Annotated in this window: 21 protein-coding genes; 16 read left to right on the forward strand and 5 right to left on the reverse strand. The window is 69.1% G+C overall.

All coding sequences use genetic code 11. From position 1 onward, the window contains the following. Positions 1–23: 23 nt before the first annotated feature. Positions 24–1,661: an ABC-F family ATP-binding cassette domain-containing protein gene (locus AC1RIF_RS02670; protein ID WP_492599818.1), complete on the forward strand. Its 1,638-nt coding sequence runs from the start codon at positions 24–26 to the stop codon at positions 1,659–1,661. 68 nt (positions 1,662–1,729) lie between these two features. Here AC1RIF_RS02670 and AC1RIF_RS02675 read toward each other — a convergent pair whose 3' ends face one another. The 3 genes from AC1RIF_RS02675 to AC1RIF_RS02685 all read right to left on the reverse strand — a co-directional run bounded on the left by AC1RIF_RS02675 (position 1,730) and on the right by AC1RIF_RS02685 (position 4,156). After that, positions 1,730–2,920 carry a Dyp-type peroxidase gene (locus tag AC1RIF_RS02675; RefSeq protein ID WP_492599819.1) on the reverse strand — a complete coding sequence of 397 codons (1,191 nt, stop codon included), beginning with the start codon at positions 2,918–2,920 and terminating at the stop codon, positions 1,730–1,732. Beyond that, positions 2,913–3,467: a copper chaperone PCu(A)C gene (locus tag AC1RIF_RS02680; protein WP_492599820.1), complete on the reverse strand. Its 555-nt coding sequence runs from the start codon at positions 3,465–3,467 to the stop codon at positions 2,913–2,915. Before AC1RIF_RS02680 ends, AC1RIF_RS02675 begins: the two co-directional genes overlap by 8 nt. Positions 3,468–3,613: 146 nt before the next feature. Beyond that, positions 3,614–4,156, reverse strand: coding sequence for a hypothetical protein (locus AC1RIF_RS02685; RefSeq protein ID WP_492599821.1), 543 nt, complete (start codon positions 4,154–4,156; stop codon positions 3,614–3,616). 101 nt (positions 4,157–4,257) lie between these two features. Between AC1RIF_RS02685 and AC1RIF_RS02690 the strand changes: the two genes are divergently transcribed. The 6 genes from AC1RIF_RS02690 (at position 4,258) to AC1RIF_RS02715 (ending at position 9,700) form a co-directional block, all read left to right on the forward strand. Beyond that, positions 4,258–4,548 carry a helix-turn-helix transcriptional regulator gene (locus tag AC1RIF_RS02690; protein ID WP_492599822.1) on the forward strand — a complete coding sequence of 97 codons (291 nt, stop codon included), beginning with the start codon at positions 4,258–4,260 and terminating at the stop codon, positions 4,546–4,548. Beyond that, on the forward strand, positions 4,541–5,092 hold the full coding sequence (locus tag AC1RIF_RS02695; RefSeq protein WP_492599823.1) for a hypothetical protein: 552 nt from the start codon (positions 4,541–4,543) through the stop codon (positions 5,090–5,092). Before AC1RIF_RS02690 ends, AC1RIF_RS02695 begins: the two co-directional genes overlap by 8 nt. Next, on the forward strand, positions 5,089–5,988 hold the full coding sequence (locus AC1RIF_RS02700; protein WP_492599824.1) for an ABC transporter ATP-binding protein: 900 nt from the start codon (positions 5,089–5,091) through the stop codon (positions 5,986–5,988). The genes AC1RIF_RS02695 and AC1RIF_RS02700 overlap by 4 nt, the downstream gene beginning before the upstream one ends. Beyond that, positions 5,985–7,196: an ABC transporter permease gene (locus tag AC1RIF_RS02705; protein ID WP_492599825.1), complete on the forward strand. Its 1,212-nt coding sequence runs from the start codon at positions 5,985–5,987 to the stop codon at positions 7,194–7,196. Before AC1RIF_RS02700 ends, AC1RIF_RS02705 begins: the two co-directional genes overlap by 4 nt. A 77-nt stretch (positions 7,197–7,273) precedes the next feature. Next, positions 7,274–8,779 (forward strand): carboxyl transferase domain-containing protein, encoded by a 1,506-nt coding sequence (locus AC1RIF_RS02710; RefSeq protein WP_492599826.1) that lies wholly within the window; start codon positions 7,274–7,276, stop codon positions 8,777–8,779. Between the two features lie 72 nt (positions 8,780–8,851). Then, positions 8,852–9,700 carry an SAM-dependent methyltransferase gene (locus AC1RIF_RS02715; RefSeq protein WP_492599827.1) on the forward strand — a complete coding sequence of 283 codons (849 nt, stop codon included), beginning with the start codon at positions 8,852–8,854 and terminating at the stop codon, positions 9,698–9,700. Positions 9,701–9,710: 10 nt separating this feature from the next. Here AC1RIF_RS02715 and AC1RIF_RS02720 read toward each other — a convergent pair whose 3' ends face one another. Then, a complete protein-coding gene (locus tag AC1RIF_RS02720) occupies positions 9,711–10,307 on the reverse strand; it encodes a TetR/AcrR family transcriptional regulator (RefSeq protein WP_492599828.1) in 597 nt (198 codons plus the stop codon). A gap of 79 nt (positions 10,308–10,386) precedes the next feature. Between AC1RIF_RS02720 and AC1RIF_RS02725 the strand changes: the two genes are divergently transcribed. The 6 genes from AC1RIF_RS02725 (at position 10,387) to AC1RIF_RS02750 (ending at position 16,325) form a co-directional block, all read left to right on the forward strand. Continuing rightward, positions 10,387–10,773 carry a DUF1304 domain-containing protein gene (locus AC1RIF_RS02725; RefSeq protein ID WP_492599829.1) on the forward strand — a complete coding sequence of 129 codons (387 nt, stop codon included), beginning with the start codon at positions 10,387–10,389 and terminating at the stop codon, positions 10,771–10,773. Positions 10,774–10,802: 29 nt separating this feature from the next. Next, positions 10,803–11,807 carry an NADP-dependent oxidoreductase gene (locus AC1RIF_RS02730; protein ID WP_492599830.1) on the forward strand — a complete coding sequence of 335 codons (1,005 nt, stop codon included), beginning with the start codon at positions 10,803–10,805 and terminating at the stop codon, positions 11,805–11,807. A 367-nt stretch (positions 11,808–12,174) separates the two neighbouring features. Then, a complete protein-coding gene (locus AC1RIF_RS02735) occupies positions 12,175–12,723 on the forward strand; it encodes a YncE family protein (RefSeq protein WP_492599831.1) in 549 nt (182 codons plus the stop codon). A gap of 180 nt (positions 12,724–12,903) precedes the next feature. Then, positions 12,904–13,689 carry a hypothetical protein gene (locus AC1RIF_RS02740; protein ID WP_492599832.1) on the forward strand — a complete coding sequence of 262 codons (786 nt, stop codon included), beginning with the start codon at positions 12,904–12,906 and terminating at the stop codon, positions 13,687–13,689. 14 nt (positions 13,690–13,703) lie between these two features. Next, positions 13,704–14,738 carry an isopenicillin N synthase family dioxygenase gene (locus AC1RIF_RS02745; protein ID WP_492600123.1) on the forward strand — a complete coding sequence of 345 codons (1,035 nt, stop codon included), beginning with the start codon at positions 13,704–13,706 and terminating at the stop codon, positions 14,736–14,738. 78 nt (positions 14,739–14,816) lie between these two features. Then, positions 14,817–16,325, forward strand: coding sequence for a high affinity choline transporter 1 (locus AC1RIF_RS02750; RefSeq protein ID WP_492599833.1), 1,509 nt, complete (start codon positions 14,817–14,819; stop codon positions 16,323–16,325). Positions 16,326–16,382: 57 nt separating this feature from the next. Here AC1RIF_RS02750 and AC1RIF_RS02755 read toward each other — a convergent pair whose 3' ends face one another. Continuing rightward, the gene (locus AC1RIF_RS02755; RefSeq protein WP_492599834.1) at positions 16,383–17,060 is read right to left on the reverse strand and encodes a GOLPH3/VPS74 family protein; all 678 of its coding nucleotides are present in this window, start codon (positions 17,058–17,060) and stop codon (positions 16,383–16,385) included. A gap of 39 nt (positions 17,061–17,099) precedes the next feature. Here AC1RIF_RS02755 and AC1RIF_RS02760 point away from each other — a divergent pair, with 39 nt between their 5' ends. The 3 genes from AC1RIF_RS02760 (at position 17,100) to AC1RIF_RS02770 (ending at position 21,005) form a co-directional block, all read left to right on the forward strand. Next, positions 17,100–17,834 carry a DNA alkylation repair protein gene (locus tag AC1RIF_RS02760; RefSeq protein ID WP_492599835.1) on the forward strand — a complete coding sequence of 245 codons (735 nt, stop codon included), beginning with the start codon at positions 17,100–17,102 and terminating at the stop codon, positions 17,832–17,834. Between the two features lie 156 nt (positions 17,835–17,990). Continuing rightward, entirely contained in the window at positions 17,991–19,916 is a 1,926-nt protein-coding gene (locus AC1RIF_RS02765; RefSeq protein ID WP_492599836.1) for a propionyl-CoA synthetase, read from the forward strand. Positions 19,917–20,165: 249 nt separating this feature from the next. Next, positions 20,166–21,005, forward strand: a complete 840-nt coding sequence (locus tag AC1RIF_RS02770; protein ID WP_492599837.1) for a hypothetical protein — start codon at positions 20,166–20,168, stop codon at positions 21,003–21,005. Positions 21,006–21,007 lie beyond the last annotated feature (2 nt).

Consider the following 21,007-nt stretch of genomic DNA (forward strand, 5'->3'; position numbering starts at 1 on the left):
GACACTCCGGGGATAATCGTCGGGTGACTGCAACACTGCGTATCTCCGGCCTCTCCGCGTCCCGGGGCGAGCGCACGCTCTTCTCCGACCTCGACCTGACCGTCGCTCCCGGCGACGTGATCGGACTCGTCGGCGCCAACGGGGCCGGCAAGTCGACGCTGCTGACCACCCTCGCCGGTGTCGGGAGCGCCGATGTCGAGGGCAGCGTCACGCTCAGCCCGCCGGACGCCACGGTCGGCTACCTCGCCCAGGAGCCGGACCGGATCGCCGGCGAGACCGTCCTCGAGTTCCTCGGGCGCCGGACCGGCGTCACGGCCGCCGAGACCGCGATGAACGCCGCCGCCGAGTCGCTCGCCGACGGCGGCGAGGACCTCTACTCGCCCGCCCTGGACCGCTGGCTCGCCCTCGGTGGCGCCGACCTCGCCGAACGCGCCGAGAAGGTGCTCTCCGATCTCGGTCTCGACGTCACCGGCGACGCACTCATGACAGAACTGTCCGGCGGCCAGGCCGCCCGCGCCGGACTGGCGTCGCTGCTGCTGTCCCGCTACGACGTACTCCTGCTCGACGAGCCCACCAACGACCTGGACCTGCCCGGCCTCGAGCAACTGGAACACTTCGTCGCCGAGACCCGGACCGCGCTGGTCGTCGTGAGCCACGACCGAGAGTTTCTGGCGCGCACCGTGACCGGCATCGTGGAACTGGATCTCGCGCAGCAGCAGATCGCGGTGTACGACGGCGGCTACGAGGCCTACCTGGTGGAACGGGAGGTGGCCCGCCGCCACGCCCGCGAAGCGTACGACGAGTACGCCGGCAACCTCTCCGCCCTCGAGGATCGCGCGCAGATGCAGCGGAACTGGCTCGAGCACGGCGTCCGGAACGCCCGACGCAAAGCCAAGGGTGGCGACTCCGACAAGATGGGACGCAAGGCCCGCGCCGAGTCCACCGAGAAGCAGGCCGCGAAGGCCCGCCAGACGCAGCGCCGGATCGAACGGCTCGACGTGGTGGAGGAGCCCCGCAAGGAGTGGGAGCTGCGGATGGAGATCGCCGCGGCGCCGCGCAGCGGTGCGGTGGTCGCCACGATGAGCGGCGCCGTGGTGCGACGCGACGGCTTCACGTTCGGACCGGTCACCGCCCAGGTCGACTGGGGTGACCGCATCCTCATCACCGGACCCAACGGCTCCGGCAAGTCGACGCTCCTGAGCGTCCTCCTCGGCAAGCTCACCCCGGATGAGGGCACGGCAACCCTGGGATCGGGCGTTGCGGTCGGCGAGATCGACCAGGCGCGTGGACTCTTCGAGGGCGACGAGGTGCTGTCCGACGCATTCGGCGCGCAGGTCCCGGACTGGCCGGAGGCCGAGGTCCGCACCCTGCTCGCCAAGTTCGGCCTCAAGGGACACCACGTCATGCGGCGTGCGTCGTCGCTGTCGCCGGGCGAACGCACCCGCGCGGCGCTCGCACTGCTGCAGGCGCGCGGGGTGAACCTGCTGGTGCTCGACGAACCCACCAACCACCTCGACCTCCCCGCGATCGAACAGCTCGAGCAGGCGATGGAATCCTTCACCGGCACACTACTGCTCGTCACCCATGACCGGCGGATGCTGGAGTCGACCCGCAGCACCCGCCGGTGGCGGATGGACGGCGGCCGGCTCAGCGAGGAGTAGGCACTTCGTGCCCGTGCGCCTTTTTGGTAGCCAGGACCACCAGAAAGGCGCACGGGCGGCGCAGCTGCCTAGCCGAGCAGGCGCTGCCCCAGGTACTCGCCGTCGCGGCAGCCCGGCAGGATCGCGAACACCGCCGACCCGATCGGCGTCGACCACTGGTTGAACATGTCCAACTCGGCGAGGCGCTGCTGCACCGGCACGTACTGGACGTCGACGTCGGCCTGGTAGGTCACGAAGATCAGCCCCGAGTCGGAGACACCGATACCGTCCGGCGCCTCGTCGTAGTTGTACGCCCGGCGGTGGAACCGCTCCCGCGGGGCGTGGGGCCGGGCCCGAGCGATGTGCGAGAACTCGGAGATGACCTTGAGTCCGCCGGGCCCGGTGGCCTCGAAATCAGGTGTGTCGTACTCGGATTCGCCGGTAAGGGGCGAGCCGTCGGACATCCGTCGGCCCATGACCTCGTCGCGGCCGGGCGTGTCGAGTTCGTCCCACCCGTCGAGGTCGAGGTGGATGCGTCGGATGACCATCGACGTCCCGCCGGCCATCCACGGCTGCGCCGCGCCGTCGTTCCACACCACCTGCCCGAAGTCGTCGCTGCCGCCCTGCGGGTTGACGGTCCCGTCCACCTGCCCCATCAGGTTCCGCATCGTGGTGCCGTCCGGTTCGCTGCCGCGGGCGCGGCGGAACCCCCGCTGCACCCAGCGCACGGTCGCGGTGTTGCGGGACGCCTTGAGCAGCACCCGCAGCGCGTGCGCGACGGTGACCGGGTCGTCCGAGCCCACCTGCAGCAGGATGTCGCCGTCGTTCCACCGGTCCTCGAGTCGGTCGATCTCGAACGGCGGCAACGGCTTGCACCACGACGGCCGCCGATCCTCGAGCCCGGTGGCCCGGAAGACGCCCGAGCCGAAACCGACGGTGACGGTGAGCCGGGCCGGTGCCGTCGCGAGGTCGGGTTCGGTGTCGGCGAGTGCGCCGCGCCCCTCGGTGAGCCGGACCGCGTCGTCTGTCCACACTCGCATCAGCCGGACCAGGGCGGCCCGGTCGGTGCCCGGCCGCAGGTCGAGTCCGACGAACGTGGTGTGCGCCTGCGGGGTCGTCTCGATGCCGGCCTGGTGTTCCCCGTGGAACGGAACGGTCTCGGCCACCGGTTCTGCCTGCGCGGGGCGGGCGACCACGACGCCGGCCCCCAGGCCGAGGCCGACGCCGCCGACAGCGGCGGCCCCGGCCCCGAGCAGCCGACGACGACTGAACTCAGCCACCGTGGTTCATCCCCTGGGTTTCGGCGGGCGCCGCACCGTGGTCGCCGCCGCTGTAGTCCTCGCGGGCCCCGGTGAAGTCGCGGACCTGCGCGGTGAACTGGGCGGTGGCGCCGTCCGCGAACTCGAACGTGAACGGGACGTCGGTGCCGGCCTGGACCGGTGCGGGCAGGTCGAACAGCATGATGTGGTCCGCGCCCGGCTCGAGCTTGTACGAACCGTTCGCGGGGACGGTGACGCCGCCGTCCTTCTCCCGCATCTTCATAGCGCCCGTGCCGTCGGGGGTCATCTCGTGCAGTTCGACGCGCGGCGACACCCCGGTGGTCACCGAGGTGAGCGTGACGTCGGAGTTCGAGTCGTTGACGATGGTGCCGAACATCGAGGTCATGCCACCGTCGGCGGCCTTGATCCACGATTCCTGGAACGAGATGGCGGCGGTGTCGGTCTTCGACGCGGAATCGTCGGAGTCGCTGCTGCAGCCGGTGAGGACGAGTCCGGCGGCGACGCTCGCGCCGATCGCTAGGGTGCGGGCGCGGGTGAATGCCTTCATGAGTGTGTGCCTTTCGTGTGCGGGCGCGCGGCAGCCGTCGGGCGCGCGCAGGCGCAGCCGTCCGAGTCGTGACGGCGCGGCCCGCAGAGGGTGTGGAGGACACGCATCGACGGCGCGAGACGGCCGCGACGCGGTGAGGGAAAGGATCAGCAGAAAGCGGGTGGTCCGCGGCGCGCGATGGGGCCGACGCGCACCACCGACAGCGGTGGGCGGATGTCGGCGACGACGTGCGGAGCGCTCGGCTCGAGCCGGACCGGCAGGACCGCGAGAATCCGCGGCAGGATGCGGCGTAGCGCGGCGTAGGCGCGGGGGCCGATGCGTTCGGCACCGGCGATGAGGGCCGCACACAGCACGACGGCGGCGGAGTGCGCTAGCAGCATCGGCGCCGTCAGGTGCGAACCCGTGTGGACACCGGCGTGCGCGTCACCGAGCGAGAGCGCGAGGTGCGAGAGCACCTGGCCGGTGGCCAGGACGGGCACGAGCCACATTCGCCGGACGGCGAGGGCCGGCACCGCGACCACACACGCGGCCAGTACCGTCGCGACACCGGCGAGCAGCAGCAGGGTTCCGCCGTGCGGGGCCCCGCCCCCGGCGATTCCGTGCGCACCGATCGCCACCGCGATCGCGGACCCGGCGACGGCGACCGCACGCACTTGACGTGCGAGCTCCTCACCTGGGCCGATGCGCATGCCCCGAGGTTACTACAGGGTGTCGTACCGCCCGGCTCCCGGTCGACGCGGATCGTTTGCTCGATTTGACAGATTGTTGGGTTTTCCCAACAATCTGTTGCATGAGTCCGGTGCGGCGCGGGGCCAACCTCCCCATCCACAACCGCATCGCCGTGCTGCGCGCCGAGCGCAAGATCAGTCGGGCTCGACTCGCCGAACTGATCGAGGTGAACCCGCAGACCGTCGGCGCGCTCGAGCGGGGCGACCACTACCCCAGCCTCGATCTGGCGTTGCGAATCTGCGCGGTGTTCGGGCTTCCGGTGGAGGCCGTGTTCTCCCGAGAGGAGTTCGAACCCCTCAGTGCGGAGCTGTACCGAAACGATCGAGCCCGAGAAGGAGAGAGCCATGCCTGACGCCGGCATGCTCGAGCGCTATCAGGCCTTCCGCACCCGCCGCTTCCTGCGCAACGAGGAACAGTTCAAGAACTGGCTACCGAGTTGGCGGACACAGCGTCGACGGCGCGCACTCGTCGCGCTGCTGGCCGTGATCTTCGTATGCATGCTCGCGGTGGGCGTCGTCTGCCTGACGAACATGAGGATCGGTCCGCTGCTGTGGCTGCCGGCCGGAGCGTTGTTCATCATGGTGTGGACGACCCTGCAGATCGTCTCCGGCCGCCAGGGCGACGCCCCGCGTGACGCTCTCGACGAGTGGGAGATCGCGCAGCGCGACAGTGCCCGCTCGATCGGCCTCACGGTGACGCAGGTGTTGACCTTCGTGCCGGCGATGTTCCTCATCATCGGCGGAACACTCGACCTCGGCATCGACCGCCCCAACTTCATCTATGCCAGCGGGCTCTTCGTCCTCACGACGCTCATTATCGGTGCCTGTGCACCCGCGATGATCCTGGCGTGGACCCGCCCCGACCCCGACCCCGACGACCATCTGGAGCCCGCATGACCGGACAGACCCTCACCTTCGACGGGATCTCGAAACGCTACGGCGATCTCGTGGCCCTCGAGAGCCTGAGCTTCGAGGTACGCCCCGGCGAGATATTCGGGTTCGTCGGCAGCAACGGCGCCGGCAAGACCACCACGATGCGTATCGCGCTCGGAGTCCTCGCCGCCGACCGCGGGGAGGTCCGCCTCGGCGGCAAGCCCGTCGATCTCGAGGTGCGGCGTTCGATCGGTTACATGCCCGAGGAACGTGGCCTCTACCCGAAGATGAAGGTGGGCCGCCAGCTCGCGTACTTCGCGGAGCTACACGGGCTGTCCCGCGCCGACGCCGCCGATTCGGTGCGCCTGTGGACCGAGCGCCTCGGTATCGCCGAGCGCGTGAACGACACCGTCGATTCGTTGAGCCTGGGCAACCAGCAGCGCGTGCAACTCGCGGCCGCACTCGTCCACGATCCCGCGGTCCTGATCCTCGACGAGCCGTTCTCGGGGCTGGACCCGGTCGCGGTCGACGTCATGAGCAACGTCCTCGTCGAGAAGGCGAAAACCGGTGTCCCGGTGATCTTCTCGAGCCATCAGCTGGATCTCGTGCAGCGCCTGTGCGATCGGGTCGGCATCGTCGCCAAGGGCCGGATGAGCACGATCGGGACCGTCGACGAACTCCGCAGCCGGGGCGAGGTCCGGCTCGAGGTCCACGCCCCTGCGGCGCCGGCAGGATGGGCCGACCACCTCTACGGCGTCACCACCGTGAGCCACACCGACGGGCGCACCCTGCTCACCCTCGGAGCCGGCGCCGACGACCAGGCCGTCCTCGACGCCGCCCTCAAGACCGGACCGGTGCACGAGTTCACCGTTCGCAAGCCGTCCCTGACCGACCTGTTCCGAGAGGTGGTGTCCGCATGAGCGGCACTCGAGAGCGGGAGGGCATCAGCCCGATCCGCGCGATCGCGCTGGTGGCCCGCCGCGAGTTCCTGACACAGGTGTCGAAGAAGAGCTTCGTCATCAGCAACGCGATCATCCTGATCGCCATCGTGGGCGGCATTTTCGCCGTGTCCCTGTTCTCGGGAGGCGACGACGACAACCGCGCGAAGGTCGGGCTGGTGGGCGACCAGTCGCTGAGCGCCGCCCTGGTCGCGACGGGGGACGCCGCCGGCAACCCGGTCGAGGTGACCGAGGTCCCCGACGAGCAGACCGCCCGCAGCCAGGTGGAGAGCGGCGACCTCGACGTCGCGCTGATCCCCGGCACCGGCAACGGCGTCACCGCGATCACCGAGTCCGAGATCGACGCGACGCTGCGTGTCGTGCTCGACGGTGCCGTCGCGACGCAGGCGCAGTCGGCGGCCCTGGCCGCCCAGGGCGTCGACGCCGGCCAGCTCGCCGCAGCCACCGAGGGCGCCGTCGTGACGGTGGAGGCCATCGATCCGCCGGACCCCGAGCGCGGACAGCGCATCGCACTCTCGACGGCCGTCGTCTTCCTGCTCTACATGCAGATCCTCGTGTTCGGCATGTACGTCGCGATGGGCGTGGTCGAGGAGAAGTCGTCCCGCGTCGTAGAGCTGCTGCTGTCGACGCTACGACCGCTGCAGCTGTTGTGGGGCAAGGTGATCGGTATCGGCGCGGTCGGGCTCATGCAGCTCACGGCCTACGGCGTCGCGGGTGTCGGCACGGGTGTGGCGACCGGCGCCCTGACGTTGGGCGGCACCGCGTGGGGCACGCTGGCCGGCACCCTGGGCTGGTTCGTGCTCGGGTTCGCGTTCTTCGCGGTGCTCTACGCGGCGACCGGATCGATGGTCTCGCGCCAGGAGGACGTCAATTCCACCGCGATGCCGCTGACCATCCTCGTGATGGCGATGTTCTTCTCCGCGTTCACCGCGGTGCAGGATCCGGACGGCACTCTGTCGAACGTGCTCAGCTGGATCCCTCCGTTCTCCGCGATCCTGATGCCGCTGCGCATCGCCGCGGGCGTCGCGTCCGCCGCGCAGATCGCCGGCACGATCGCGCTGATGCTCGTCGTCACCGTTGCGATGTCGGCCGTCGCCGCGCGCATCTACCAGCGGTCGATCCTGCGGATGGGCAAGACGGTCTCGTGGCGCGAGGCCCTCGCTCGGTAACTAGGCTGGTGCCGTGACGGCCGCCGCCGCTCCTCGAGCGGCGGCGGCCGCTTCGTACCGAAAGTGGAGGAAGGTCCGTGGCCCAGAAGAAGATCTCGGCTCCTGAACTGATCGGCCAGGTGTTCGACGCCGACAGCTTCGTCTCGTGGGACACCGCCCCGGTCGACGTCTCCCCCGATCCGACGTACCGGGCCGAACTCGACGCGGCCGCAGCGAAATCCGGCGTCGACGAGTCCGTACTCACCGGCACCGCGACGCTCGGCGGCCGACGGGTCGCGGTGATCGCGTGCGAGTTCGCGTTCCTCGCGGGATCGATCGGGGTGGCGGCGTCGGAGCGGATCGTCACCGCGATCGAGCGGGCCACCGCAGAGGGGCTGCCGCTGCTCGCGTCGCCGACGTCGGGCGGCACCCGGATGCAGGAGGGCACGCTCGCTTTCGTACAGATGGTGAAGATCGCGGCGGCCATCGCGGCGCACAAGGCCGCACACCTGCCCTACCTCGTGTACCTGAGGAACCCGACGACCGGTGGCGTGTTCGCGTCGTGGGGTTCGCTCGGGCACGTCACGATCGCCGAGCCCGGAGCACTGGTCGGGTTCCTCGGCCCCCGCGTCTACGAGGCCCTCTACGGCGAGAAGTTCCCGGAGGGGGTGCAGACCTCGGAGAATCTGTACCGCAACGGTGTGATCGACGGTGTCGCGTCGACGGCGCAGTTGCGCGACCTGGTCGAGCGTGCACTGCATGTGCTGGTCGATCCCGCGGATTCGATCCGCACCGATACGGATCTTGTTGCCGAACAGGATGTTCCGGATGTCCCGGCGTGGCAGTCCGTGATGATCTCGCGCCGCGACGACCGCCCCGGGATCCGCGAACTGGTCCGACATGCCACCTCGACCCGGGTACCGCTGAGCGGCACCGGCCAGGGCGAGGTCGATTCGACGGTACTGCTGTCGCTGGCCCGCTTCCACGGTCAGCCGTGTGTGCTGTTCGGGCAGGACCGCGCCGGCCAGTCGGCCCTGAACACGATGGGCCCGGCCGCGCTGCGGGAGGCCCGCCGCGGGATGCGGATGGCCGCCGAACTGCGGCTACCCCTGGTGCTGGTGATCGACACGCTCGGTGCGGCGCTGTCGAAGGAGGCCGAGGAACGCGGCCTCGCCCCCGAGATCGCCCGCTGCATCTCCGACCTCGTCACCCTGCGCGCCCCGACCGTGTCGGTGCTTCTCGGCCAGGGCACCGGTGGCGGCGCGCTGGCGCTGCTGCCGGCCGACCGCGTCCTCGCCGCACAGAACGGCTGGCTCGCACCCCTTCCCCCGGAGGGCGCCAGCGCCATCGTGCACCGCGACACCACCCACGCCCCGCAGATGGCGGCGTCTCAGGGCATCCGCGCCCGGGACCTGCTGCGCGACGGCGTCGTCGACGCCGTCATCCCGGAGTGCCCGGACGCGGCACTCGAGCCCGTCGAGTTCTCGAGGCGTGTGGGCGCGGCCATCGCGCGCGAACTCGTCACCCTGAACGACATGCCGGGCGACGACCGGATCGCCGCCCGGGTCGCCCGCTACCGGACGTTGGGGATGCCGCAGAGCTGACCTGCGCGGGCGATACGGAGGACACTGGAGGTGCACACCTGCTCGGGACCGGGGGACGAGGAAGGGGACACCATGAATCAACCTCGAGGTGTGGGCGCGACGGCGGTGTTCGTCGCCGCAGCACGTGCCCTGGAGAGCCGGCGCGAGGATCGACTGTTCGACGATCCGTGGGCCGGGTCCTTCGTCCGCGCGTCGGGCTGGAGTCCCCCGACCGAGACAATGGCCGAGATCAGTCGCGAGGAACTCACCACCTGGATGGCCGCGCGGACGAAGTTCCTCGACGACTTCGTGCTCGAGTCCGTCGCCGGCGGCTGCCGTCAGTTGGTGTTTCTCGGCGCCGGACTGGACACGCGGGCCTTCCGGTTACGTTGGCCGGCGCGCGTGACCGTCTACGAACTCGACACCGCGGACATGCTCGACTTCAAGGCGTCGGTGGTGGGCGACGCCGCGCCTGGTGTGAACGCGACCCGGGTGCCGATCCCCATCGACCTGCGCGACGACTGGCCCACCGCCCTCCACGACGCGGGATTCCGTGACGACGTCCCGACCGTGTGGGTGCTCGAGGGACTGCTGATGTACCTCACGCCGGAGGACGTCGACGCCCTGATGACCCACGTCGGTGACCTGTCGGCCCCCGGCAGCACGCTCGGCGCCACCGTCACGACCGTCGACGTCAAGTCGGTGATGGACGATTCGCCGATCTTCCAGGACAGCCCCCTCAGCCGGGAGGAGTGGCTGCAATTGCTGCGCTCGAACGGCCCGGACGACCCGGTCGCCTGGTTCGGCCGGTACGGCTGGCGGGCGCGGGCGTTTCCCACCGCCGACCTCGCCGCCCGGTACGGGCGCCCGCTCCCCGACCTGGACAACCTCCACCGGGGCCGCCCGGGAGATCGGTGGATGGTCTCGGCCACCAAGGCGTGACGACGATCCGCTAGCTCCTCGCCGCGGACCACTGCGCCAACTGGTCGAGCGCGGTTCGCGCCAGCGCCGCGGCCTCGTCCCGGTTGACGCGGGAGAGCAGGAGCGCACTGATCGACAGCGACGTCAGGAGACGGGTGCGATGGACGATCTGGTCGGCCGAGGTCTCGGGGTCGAGGGCGCGCAGCGCGTGGGCCAGTGCGGCGGCCAACTCCGACCGGTAGGCGTCGACCACCGCACGCTGGGCGTCGTCGTGCGCAGCGAAGCCGGCGGCACTGTTGAGCAGCAGGCAGCCGCGGCCCGGGTAGTCGGCGGGCAGGGATTCGATGAGCTCGACCACACCGCGGTAGTAGCGCGTCGCGGCATCGGGTGCGGTGGGCTCGTCGGCGAGGATCCGCAGTCGCGGTCGCACGACGCGGTCCAGGTAGTCCTGCACGGCGGCGTCGAACAGACCGCGTTTGCTACCGAAAGCGTTGTACAGACTCGACCGGTTCAAACCCGTGGCCCGCTCGAGATCGGGGACGGATGTCGCCTCGAATCCCCTGTCCCAGAAGAGGTCCCGGGCATGACCTACCACGGAATCGGTGTCGAACTCCTGCGTTCGCGGCATGACGGCCCTCACTTCCGGTTCTGGAACGACCATTGCAGTATATATTGAAACGATCAGTTCAAAACGAGGAGGAGTGACCATGGTCGTCGCGGGACTGATCTTCGCCGCACTCGCCGGCGTGCTGCACGTCTACATCTTCGTCCTCGAGTCGCTGCGCTGGACCGCCCCGCGCACCCGAGCGACGTTCGGCACCAGCGTGGAGGAGGCCGTCGCGACCAAGGAGCTCGCCTTCAACCAGGGCTTCTACAACCTCTTCCTGGCGATCGTCACCGCCGCCGGCATCGTCGGCGTCCTGGTCGGCGCGACCGCGGTCGGGTCGGCACTGTTGTTCGCCGGAACCGGATCGATGCTCCTCGCAGCGCTCGTACTGCTGCTGTCGTCGCCGGACAAGGCCCGGGCGGCGATCACCCAGGGCACTCTCCCCCTCCTCGCCGTCGCGCTCCTCGCGCTCGGACTGATCCTCTGAACCCCGCACCACCACGAAGGGACGAACCCATGTCGACCAGCACCCAGATCCAGCTCACCACCCGCCCCGTGGGATGGCCCACGCCCGAGAACTTCCGGACCGTCACCGTCGAGCTGCCCGACCTCGCGCCCAACCAGGTGCGGGTGGCCAACGAGTTCCTCTCCGTCGATCCGTACATGCGCGGCCGGATGAACGACGTGAAATCGTACGTGCCGCCGTTCGCCCTGGGCGAGACCATGACCGGGGGCGCGGTGGGCCGGATCGTCGAGTCGACATCGCCCACCCATCCCGTCGGCTCCGTCGTCGTGCACGATCTCGGCTGGCGCGACGTCGCGCAGGGCGACGCCGCGAGCTTCCGTGTCGTGGAGGAGATTCCGGGAGTTCCGGTCTCCGCGTACCTGGGCATCCTCGGCCTCACCGGACTGACCGCGTATGTCGGCCTGATGCACATCGCCCACCTGAAGCCGGGCGAGACCGTGTTCATCTCCGGGGCCGCGGGCGCCGTCGGCACCGCCGCCGGGCAGATCGCCCGCCTCGAAGGCGCCGCCCGGATCCTCGGCTCCGCGGGTACCGCCGAGAAGGTGGAACTGCTCACCGACCGCTTCGGCTACAGCGCGGCATTCGACTACAAGCAGGCCCCCGTGCGGGAACAGTTGCGGGACATCAGCGGTGACGGCATCGACGTATACTTCGACAATGTCGGCGGCGACCACCTCGAGGCCGCGCTCGACGTGATGCGGGACGGCGGCCGGGCCGCGCTGTGCGGCGCCATCGCGGCGTACAACGCGACCGAGCGGACCCCGGGCCCGGACAACATGGCCAACATCATCACTCGCGGGCTGACACTGCAGGGCTTCACACTCGGCAACTACACCCACTTCTTCCCAGAGTTCGCCGCCAAGATGGGCCCCTGGCTCGCATCCGGCGACGTGGTGTTCGAGGAGACCGTCGTCGACGGCATCGACAACTCCGTCGACGCGTTCCTCCAACTCATGCGCGGCGCCAACGTCGGGAAGATGCTCGTCAGGGTCTGACCACCGCCCCCGGACTGCCTCCGACCGTCACCGACCGAATGTCACACGCGTTCAGTTCAGCTGAACGCGTGTGACATTCGTCCATTTCGTGACGATCGTGCCACCGTCGTGCGACGCGGCGCAGTCTACCGAAACCGCCCGAACGTCAGCGGGCTTCCTGCTAGCCTGCCAGTCACGCCATCGGTGCCCCTGCCGAACACTCTGACACACCACAGGTTTCGATCAGCGGGGCGACGTGGATCGCATCTTGCAGTGGACGGCCTGCTCTCGCGATGGCGCGGCTGTCCGGATCCGTTGCATCGGCGGACGCCGGCCACGGATCGCCCCATCGTTCACCTGGTACCGATCCATGGACAGAGGACCTGTGATGCAATCGATTCCACAATGTTCTTCCCGACGGCCGCACAACGGCCGAATCGCCGTCCGCGCCGCCGCGGCCTCGCTCGTGCCGATCGCGGTAGCGTTCGTCGGCGCGCCGGCCGCCGAAGCGGACACCGTGATCCGCACCGTCGTCGCCGGAGACGCGCCGTTCGGGGTGGCGATCGCTCCGGACGGCGCACTTGCCTACGTGACCGGCAGCCTGAGCAGCAACGTGGTGACGATCGACACCACGACCGCCGCAGTCGACAACATCAACGTCGGACAGACGCCCGGAGGTCTCGCGATCACGCCCGACGGCACCCGCGCCTACGTCAGTAACCTGTTCGGCTCGACGGTGTCGGTGATCGACACTGCCACCGGCACGGTCACCGGGACCGTCCCGGTGGGCGACGCACCCTCCGGGGTGGCGATCACACCCGACGGCACGCAGGCCTACGTCGCGAACAACAACGGGGTGGCGGTCTCCGTGGTGCGTATCGAGAACCCGGCGCCCACTGGATCCCTGGGCTCGCTCGGCTCACTGTTCGGCAGCTGACCCCCTGTTGGCGGAATGTCACATGCGTTCAATCCAACTGAACGTATGTGACATTCGGCCGGTGGGCCCGGATCCGCCCGGCGGCGCCGCCGGGCGATGTAACACGAACGCCACACGCGCTTACGCCACCTTTACTGTCATGTAACCCCTCGCGACACGACGCTCCGTACTTTCTTTCACATGACAGGTAATCCGGTCCGTGTCGCCGGCAGCGACGAGATCACGGGCACAGCCGTGACCGTGGAAGAACTGATCGGCACCCGTCTCATCCGCCCGCTGCTGATCCGCGCCGACGGGTCCCGCGACACCACCACCGAGGTCACCTGGCTCCAGGGCGCCCGTCTGTACTGCGACGTGCGGCGCCCCCACGACATCGCACCGGTCACCGGTGCGTACATCGACGACCTCGACATCGACGACCTCCTGACGCTCGCCACCCAGGAGGCGTTCGCCGGACAGTTGATCGCGCATCCGTCGCACGTCGAGTGGACGCACACCGTCGATCTCCATCCCGGAACATCCACGGACGAAGGGACTTTGGCCCGACTCGACGATTCGACCCTGATCGAGCACGGCCATCGGGAGCCGTACGTCGAGGAATGGCGGATCACCTCCACCGGTGCGGTCACCGAACATCTGCTCCGTGAGGACGACACCGGCGCGGTCGGTCTGCTGATCCGGGCCGGCAACCACTTCGGGTTTGCGCGCGCCCGGTCCACACCGATCGCCGAGAACCCGCTGGCCGAACAGGTACTCGCGGCGGCCTCGGTGGCCGAGGCCCGCGGCCTGTTCGACTGTGAGGTCTCCCTCGGTGCCGTCGTCGACGACCGCTGGATCATCACCTCCTCCACGTTCCCCTTCCGCGCGGGAGCCGACATCTCGCCCGCGTTCACCGGGACATCGTTGTCGACGAACGACATCGGCCCCGACGGATCCCCTGTCCGCCGCCATTGGACCACTCTCTGACCCGAGGAGCTCGTATCGTGTCCACCTTCACGACCATCCCGACGATCGACGTCTCCGGACTCCGCTCGGCCGACGCTGCGCAACGCCGCTGTACTGCAGACGAACTCGGGCGCGCGGCCCGCGAGGTCGGATTCGCCCAGGTGATCGGCCACAACGTCCCGGCCGACGTCTTCGAGGAGATGTTCGACGCCACCCGACGCTTCTTCGCGCTGTCGACAGACCGGAAGATGGAGGTCTACATCGGCAACTCGACGAACCACCGCGGCTACGTTCCTGCAGGAGAGGAGGTGTTCGCCGGTGGCACAACCGATCTCAAGGAGGCCTACGACCTGTCGATCGACCTTCCCGCCGACCACCCGGGCTATCTGACCGGAAACCCGCTGCTCGGACCGAACCAGTGGCCCGATCTCGACGGGTTCGCCGGGCCTGTCGGCGCCTACTACGACGCGGTCTTCGACCTCGGTCGGCTCCTGCTGCGCGCCTTCGCCGAGTCGCTCGGGCAGTCGGCCGACCTCTTCGACCGGCACGTGAGCACTCCCCCGTCCCAGCTCCGACTGATCCACTACCCGCTGGACCCGTCGGCCGAGGACCGTCCGGGCATCGGCGCCCACACCGACTACGAGGCCTTCACGCTGCTGCGTCCCACCGCCCCCGGCCTGGAGGTGATGAACGGCCGCGGAGAGTGGATCGACGTGCCCTACCGTGCGGATGCCTTCGTCCTCAACATCGGTGATCTGCTGGAGATCTGGACCAACGGCGAGTTCGTCGCGACCTCGCACCGCGTGCGTAAGGTCACCGAGGAGCGGTACTCGTTCCCGCTGTTCTTCAACGTCGACTACGACACCGTCGTCGCCCCGCTGCCCGAGTTCACCGGCACCGAGGGACCCCGCTACGAACCCGTCGTCGCCGGCGAGCACCTGTTCGCGCAGACCGCGCAGATCTTCGCCTACCTGCTGCGCCGCCGGGAGGAAGGCCGTGTCGACCTGCCCGACGGCGCTCGCCCGCTCAACTCCCTCGGGCGTCAGGCCCGTCACGTCGACGCGCACTGACACCGCCGTCCTCCACCTCGTCCGAGACGCAGCGCCGCGTCGAGGGTCCTTCAGTTCCCTTCCACCCCTGGAGATTCCATGATCATCGCTGGTGTAGCGGTATGCATGGTGGTACTACTCGGCGCAGGCCTGTACTCCACCCGCAACATCAAGGGCAAGGCCGGTAACTTCCTGCTCGCGGGACGCTCGCTGGGCGCCCCCGTCGTCGCGGTCCTGTGCATGTCGCAGGTGATCGACTCGAGCGCCACGGTCGGCAGCGCCGATCTGTCCGCGAGTTTCGGATTCTGGGCGGGCGCGGCCATGCCGATCGGGGTGGCACTGAGCGTGCTCCTCGTCGGCATCTTCTTCGCGCGCCGACTGCACGCGACCGGCATCGTCACGCTGCCGGAGTTCTTCGGACGCCGCTTCGGACGCGCCGCCGAGATGGCCGCCTCGGTCCTGACCGTCGCCAGCTTCGGAATCCTGGTGGCGGGCAATCTGGTCGCGCTGGGCTTCCTGCTCGACTACTTCGTGGGTATCGACTACACGTGGGCCGTGCTGGCGCTCATCCCGTTCGCCCTGGTCTACACCATGGCGGGTGGCATGTTCGCGAGCGTGTACACCGGAATCGTGCAGTTCGCCATCATGGCGGTCGGCATCGTCTCGCTCATCGTGTGGGTCGCGCTCGGGCCGGGATTCAGCGCGGCCGACGGCATGGGCATCGGCGGACTGCACCAACTCACCAACGCCGCGGACGGCGCGGCGATCAACTGGGCCACCATCGTCGCCCTCGGAATCGGCAATCTGGTCGCGATCGACCTGATGCAGCGCGTGTTCTCGGCGCGGTCGCCGCACGCGGCACGGCGGGCGTGCTTCTCGGCCGCCGCCGGCATCCTCGCGCTGTGCGTGCCGCTGTCGTTGATCGCGCTCGCCGCGGTCACGATCGTCGGCGACAACGCCGCCGACGGCCCGATCCTGTACGTCCTGCTCGGCGAGTACACCCCGATGTGGCTGAGCATCCTCGTCCTCTCCGGACTCGTCACCGCGTCGCTCACCACCGTCAGCGGGCTCCTGCTCTCGACGTCGACGGTGATCGTCCGCAACATCGTTCGTGTCGGCGGCCCGAATGCCGAGATGTCCCCGAAGGTCATGACGGCCACCCGGATCGCGATGCTGCCGATGGCGGTACTCGGGGCCATCGTGGCATTGCGGGTCCCGCAGACCGGCATCCTGCTCACGCTCACGTTCGACCTGCTGCTGGCGAGCCTCGTCACGCCGTTCGTCCTCGGCATGTTCTGGCAGCGCGGCGACACGCGGGCCGTCATGGCCGCGATCGTCGCGGGAATCAGTGTGCGGATCGGATTCTTCGTCCTCACGCCGACGATCTACGGCGTCGAGAACACCTTGCTGTACATCCCGAACGACACGGTGTCCGCGGCCATGGACGGCTGGACCACGTTCATCGCAGCCGCCGTCTCGCTGGCCGCGTACGTGGGCGTCGCCCTGGTCACCAGGCCCGCCGACGCGATGCCGCCCACGATGACGTCCACTGCCGTCCCGGACGTCCCGGACGTCCCGGTCCGTCAGCCGGCCGCCGCCACCGCCTGACCGAATGTCACACGCGTTCAGCTGAACTGAACGCGTGTGACATTCGCCCGGTAGCGCCTAGGAGCTGCCGATCGTGGCCGCCGGCACGATGACGGCCACCATGACGGCGGTGTTGATCGCGTCGACCGCCTTGCGCACAGCGGCACCGGCCCATTCGCCGTCCGAAATCTCCTTGGCACGCTTGCGGACCGACTTGCGATCGGCGTCGGGGAGAACCTTGGCGGTGGCGTCGACGGCAGACAACAGCGAGACCAGCGCGGCGGTGCGCGGAGCGGGGTCCAGCCCCTCGACCAGGACACCGGACAGCTCGTGCCGGACCGCCCGCTCGTGACTCTCGTCGACCGGTGGCCACGTCTTCGCAGGGAAGATCCCGAGAATCCTGCGACGACTCTCACGAACCCAGCCACGCTCGATCACCCGCTCGAACAGCGCGGTCCGTAGTTCGGTGTCGAGCTTCTCGATCACGGTCTCGGGCTTCATCGGCCGACGCGCATCACGGATCACGTCGAGGGTGCGGGCGAGGATGGGGTCGTCGGGAGTCCCGTCGAGTCGCACCGCCAGTCGGCCCTTCTTGACGTCCTCACCCGACTCGGCCGGCGTGACGTAGCCGTCGAGCGCCAATTGGAGCAGCACGGCGCCGGCCAGCACACGGGGCAGCTTGGTGCCGTCCACGAGGGGATTGCCGGACTCGTCGTCGAGCAGCAACAGCAACAGATCTTCGGCGATGAGCGTCATGCCTCCACCGTACGTATCCGGGTATGGCAGGGTCCGACCATGTCCGATGCCTCCCAGGTGACCGAGATGCTGGCCGAGAACTCCGACGCCGGTGACGCGCAGCATCTTCAGCGATTCTTCAAGACCGGCCCCGGCGAGTACGGCGAGGGTGACGTCTTCATCGGGGTGCGGGTGCCGGCGATCCGGAAGGTCGCGAAGCGGTTCGCCGCGCTGCCGCTCACCGAGATCGACGCCCTGCTCGACTCCCCCGTCCACGAGCACCGCCTGACGGGTCTGCTGATCCTGGTCGAGCAGTTCGGCCGGGCGAGCGCGGTGCGCACCCGGGACGACGTCGCGCGAGAACGGATCGCGGACTGCTATCTCGTGGCGGTGCTGCGGGGACGGGTGAACAACTGGGATCTGGTGGACCTGTCGGCTCTGCACGTCCTCGGCGGCTGGCTGTACGACCGCCCCCGCGATCTCGTGTTCGACCTCGGAGCCGACGATGACCTGTGGCGCCGCCGCGTCGCGTTGCTGACGACGTTCGGCTTCATCCGCCGCGGCGACGCGTCGACCACGCTCGCGCTGGCGGCACGCGTCCTCGACGACCGGCGCGACCTGACGCAGAAGGCGACCGGGTGGATGCTGCGGGAGGTCGGCAAGCGGGTGGAACCCGCACTGCTCGTCGAATTCCTCGACGAGCACGCCGGCGACATGGGCGCGACCGCGTTGAGCTACGCGACCGAGCATCTGGACGCCGACGTGCGGGCCCACTACCGGCGTCTGCGCCGCTGAACCGGACGGGAGGGCCCGCCGTTCACCGACCGTTCGGCACCGTCCGGCGCAGGCCGATCCCCCGACGGACCGACCGACACGTCGAACGGACACCGGTCGAATAGTGTGTTGTGTGCATCACAGATGCGTGGTCAGTTACCGAGAGGACACGAATCGATGAGCTCAGCCGAGCACGCAGCAGGCGCGTACGCGAAGACCTACTCCGCAGCGTTCCGGGAGAGCGTGGAGCAGCCGGAAAAGTTCTGGCTCACCGCCGCCGACGCCGTCGAGTGGGACACCGTACCCACCCGTGCCCTCGACGACTCGAACGCGCCCGCGTACCGCTGGTTCCCCGATGCGGCCCTCAACACGTGCTTCAACGCCCTCGACCGGCACGTGCGTGACGGCCGCGGCGACCAGGCCGCGCTGATCTACGACTCGGCGATGGTCCCGGCCAAGCGCACGTACACCTACACCGAACTGCTGGCCGAGGTCGCGCGCTTCGCGGGCGTGCTCGCCGAGCAGGGTGTCGTCGCCGGCGACCGTGTCGTCATCTACATGCCGATGATCCCCGAAGCCGCGATCGCGATGCTCGCGTGCGCGCGCATCGGCGCGGTCCACTCGGTCGTGTTCGGCGGCTTCGCGGCCAAGGAACTCGCCACCCGCATCGACGACGCCCAGCCCGTCGTACTGGTCACCGCCTCCGGCGGCCTCGAGCCCGGCCGCACCATCGAGTACCTGCCGATGGTCGACCAGGCACTGGAGATGTCGGCGCACGCACCGCACACCGTCATCGTCAAGAACCGGGAGACGATTCCCGGCTCGGCCGCCGACTACCGCGACCGCGGCGCCGCGTGGTTCGACTGGGACGAATTGACCGCCGACGCAACCGATGCCGCGCCGGTCTCCGTCGCCGCCACCGATCCGCTGTACATCCTCTACACCTCCGGCACCACCGGAAAACCCAAGGGCGTCGTGCGCGACAACGGTGGTCACGCCGTCGCGCTCACCTGGTCGATGCGCAACATCTACGACATCGGTCCCGGCCAGGTCATGTGGACCGCGTCCGATGTCGGCTGGGTCGTGGGCCACTCCTACATCGTGTACGCGCCGCTGCTCGCGGGAGCCACCACGGTGATGTACGAGGGCAAGCCCGTCGGCACGCCCGACGCCGGCGCGTTCTGGCGAGTCATCCAGGAGCACAGCGTCTCCGCCCTGTTCACCGCCCCCACCGCGATCCGCGCCATCCGCAAGACCGACCCGGAGGCCGGCGAGCTTGCCAAGTACGACATCTCGTCGATGAAGACGCTGTTCGCGGCCGGCGAGCGACTCGACCCCGACACGTACGTGTGGGCCACCGAGAAGCTCGGCGTCCCGGTGATCGACCACTGGTGGCAGACCGAGACCGGCTGGGCGATCTGCGCGAACATGCGTGGGCTGGAGCCGATGCCGATCAAGGCCGGCTCCCCCACCGTGCCCGTCCCGGGCTACCGGGTGGACATCGTCGACGGCGAGGGCGCCCCCGTCGCGGCGGGCACCGAGGGCAACATCGTGATCGCGCTGCCGTTGCCCCCGGGCACCCTGGCCGGCCTGTGGCGTGACGAGGAGCGCTACGTGAAGTCGTACCTGTCGACGTTCGACGGCTACTACCTCACGGGCGACTCCGGCTACATCGACGAGGACGGGTACGTCTTCGTCCTCGGCCGCAGCGACGATGTCATCAACGTTGCCGGACACCGCCTTTCGACGGGCAGCATGGAGGCCGTCGTGGCCGGCCACCCGGCGGTTGCCGAGTGCGCGGTGATCGGCATCCACGACGAACTCAAGGGTCAGCGCCCCAGCGGGTACGTCGTGCTCAAGGCGGGTGTCGAGATCGACGACGAGGTGCTGCGCAAGGAACTGGTCGCGATGGTGCGCGAGCAGATCGGCGCGGTCGCGACGTTCCGCGACGTCACCGTGGTCCAGGCGCTGCCGAAGACGCGCTCCGGCAAGATCCTGCGCAAGACGATGCGCCAGATCGCCGACAACGACGAGTACACGGTGCCGTCCACCATCGAGGACCCATCCGTCCTCGCCGAGCTGGAGAGGCTGCTCCGCGGGTAGCCGCGGATCGCACCTACATCGACGGAAAGGCTCCGCACCGCAAGGTGCGGGGCCTTTTCCCATTTCGGATAAATGGGATTATCCGAACCATATTGGCCAAACGACATATAAGTTAAACCAACCAAACACGCAGGTCAGGGCCAGCGCGATGCTTGACCATCACGGTATGATCACGGTAGATTCACGAACAGGGTTTCACCCGATCCTCGATTTCGACGACACAGATTCGTATTTGCCCGAGGGGGAGAATTGTCCGCAGTCGCCACGCCGTCCGTCCACGCTCTCATGCGTGATCTCGTCGCGAACAGCCCGCGCCGCCACTTCCTGCACGACCCCGAGGGGGTCGAGGTGTCGAACCAGGGCGCCCTGATGCGGGAGTTCCTGACGGCCGTCCAGGTGTGCCTGGAACCGGACCTCAACGCCATGCGCGAATCCGAACGCAAGGAGCGGGCCACCGATCCCGACTGGGCGGCCGGACCGGGTCTGCGTCTCATCGCGGCGATCGCCCAGTACGACGAGATCCTCGACACCCTCCTCGACGCCGTCGCACCGCTCGAGGCCGGGCGCATCACGACCGTGTGGACACTGCTCGGGTCGGCCACCGAACGACTCCGCTTCCTCACGGCGCTGGAATCGCCGGTGGGCGACCTGGTGGCGGGCGGACTCGCCGCCACGTCGGCGCGCGCCCGCGATCGGCTCACCGCGGCCGCGGCAGCCGAGAACGTCGACCTGGACCTCCCGGCCGCGTTCGTCTCCGCGGACCTCGTTGCAACGAATCACGATCCGATTTCGCTGCCCGCACCGCACGCACAGGTCGCCGCGCTGGTCGAACTCGTCGGCCACGGTACCGCCACCGTCCGCGACGGTGGCCCCCTGGACATGCAATCGCTGTGCCCCTCGCCGCACTCCACCGACTACGAGCACCTCGCCACGATCGGCGGCTACCAGTTCCACCTGGTGCTCGAGATCGTGCGCGAGGCCACCGACGCGCTGTGTTCGGTGGCCGACCTGCTGACGCACGAGACGGTGTGGAGCGAGTGGGCCGCCGACGTGCGGGCGGCCGTCGAGTACGCGTCGGCCTGCATCTGACG

It is taken from the genome of Prescottella sp. GW823-FHT02E09 (assembly GCF_058797375.1).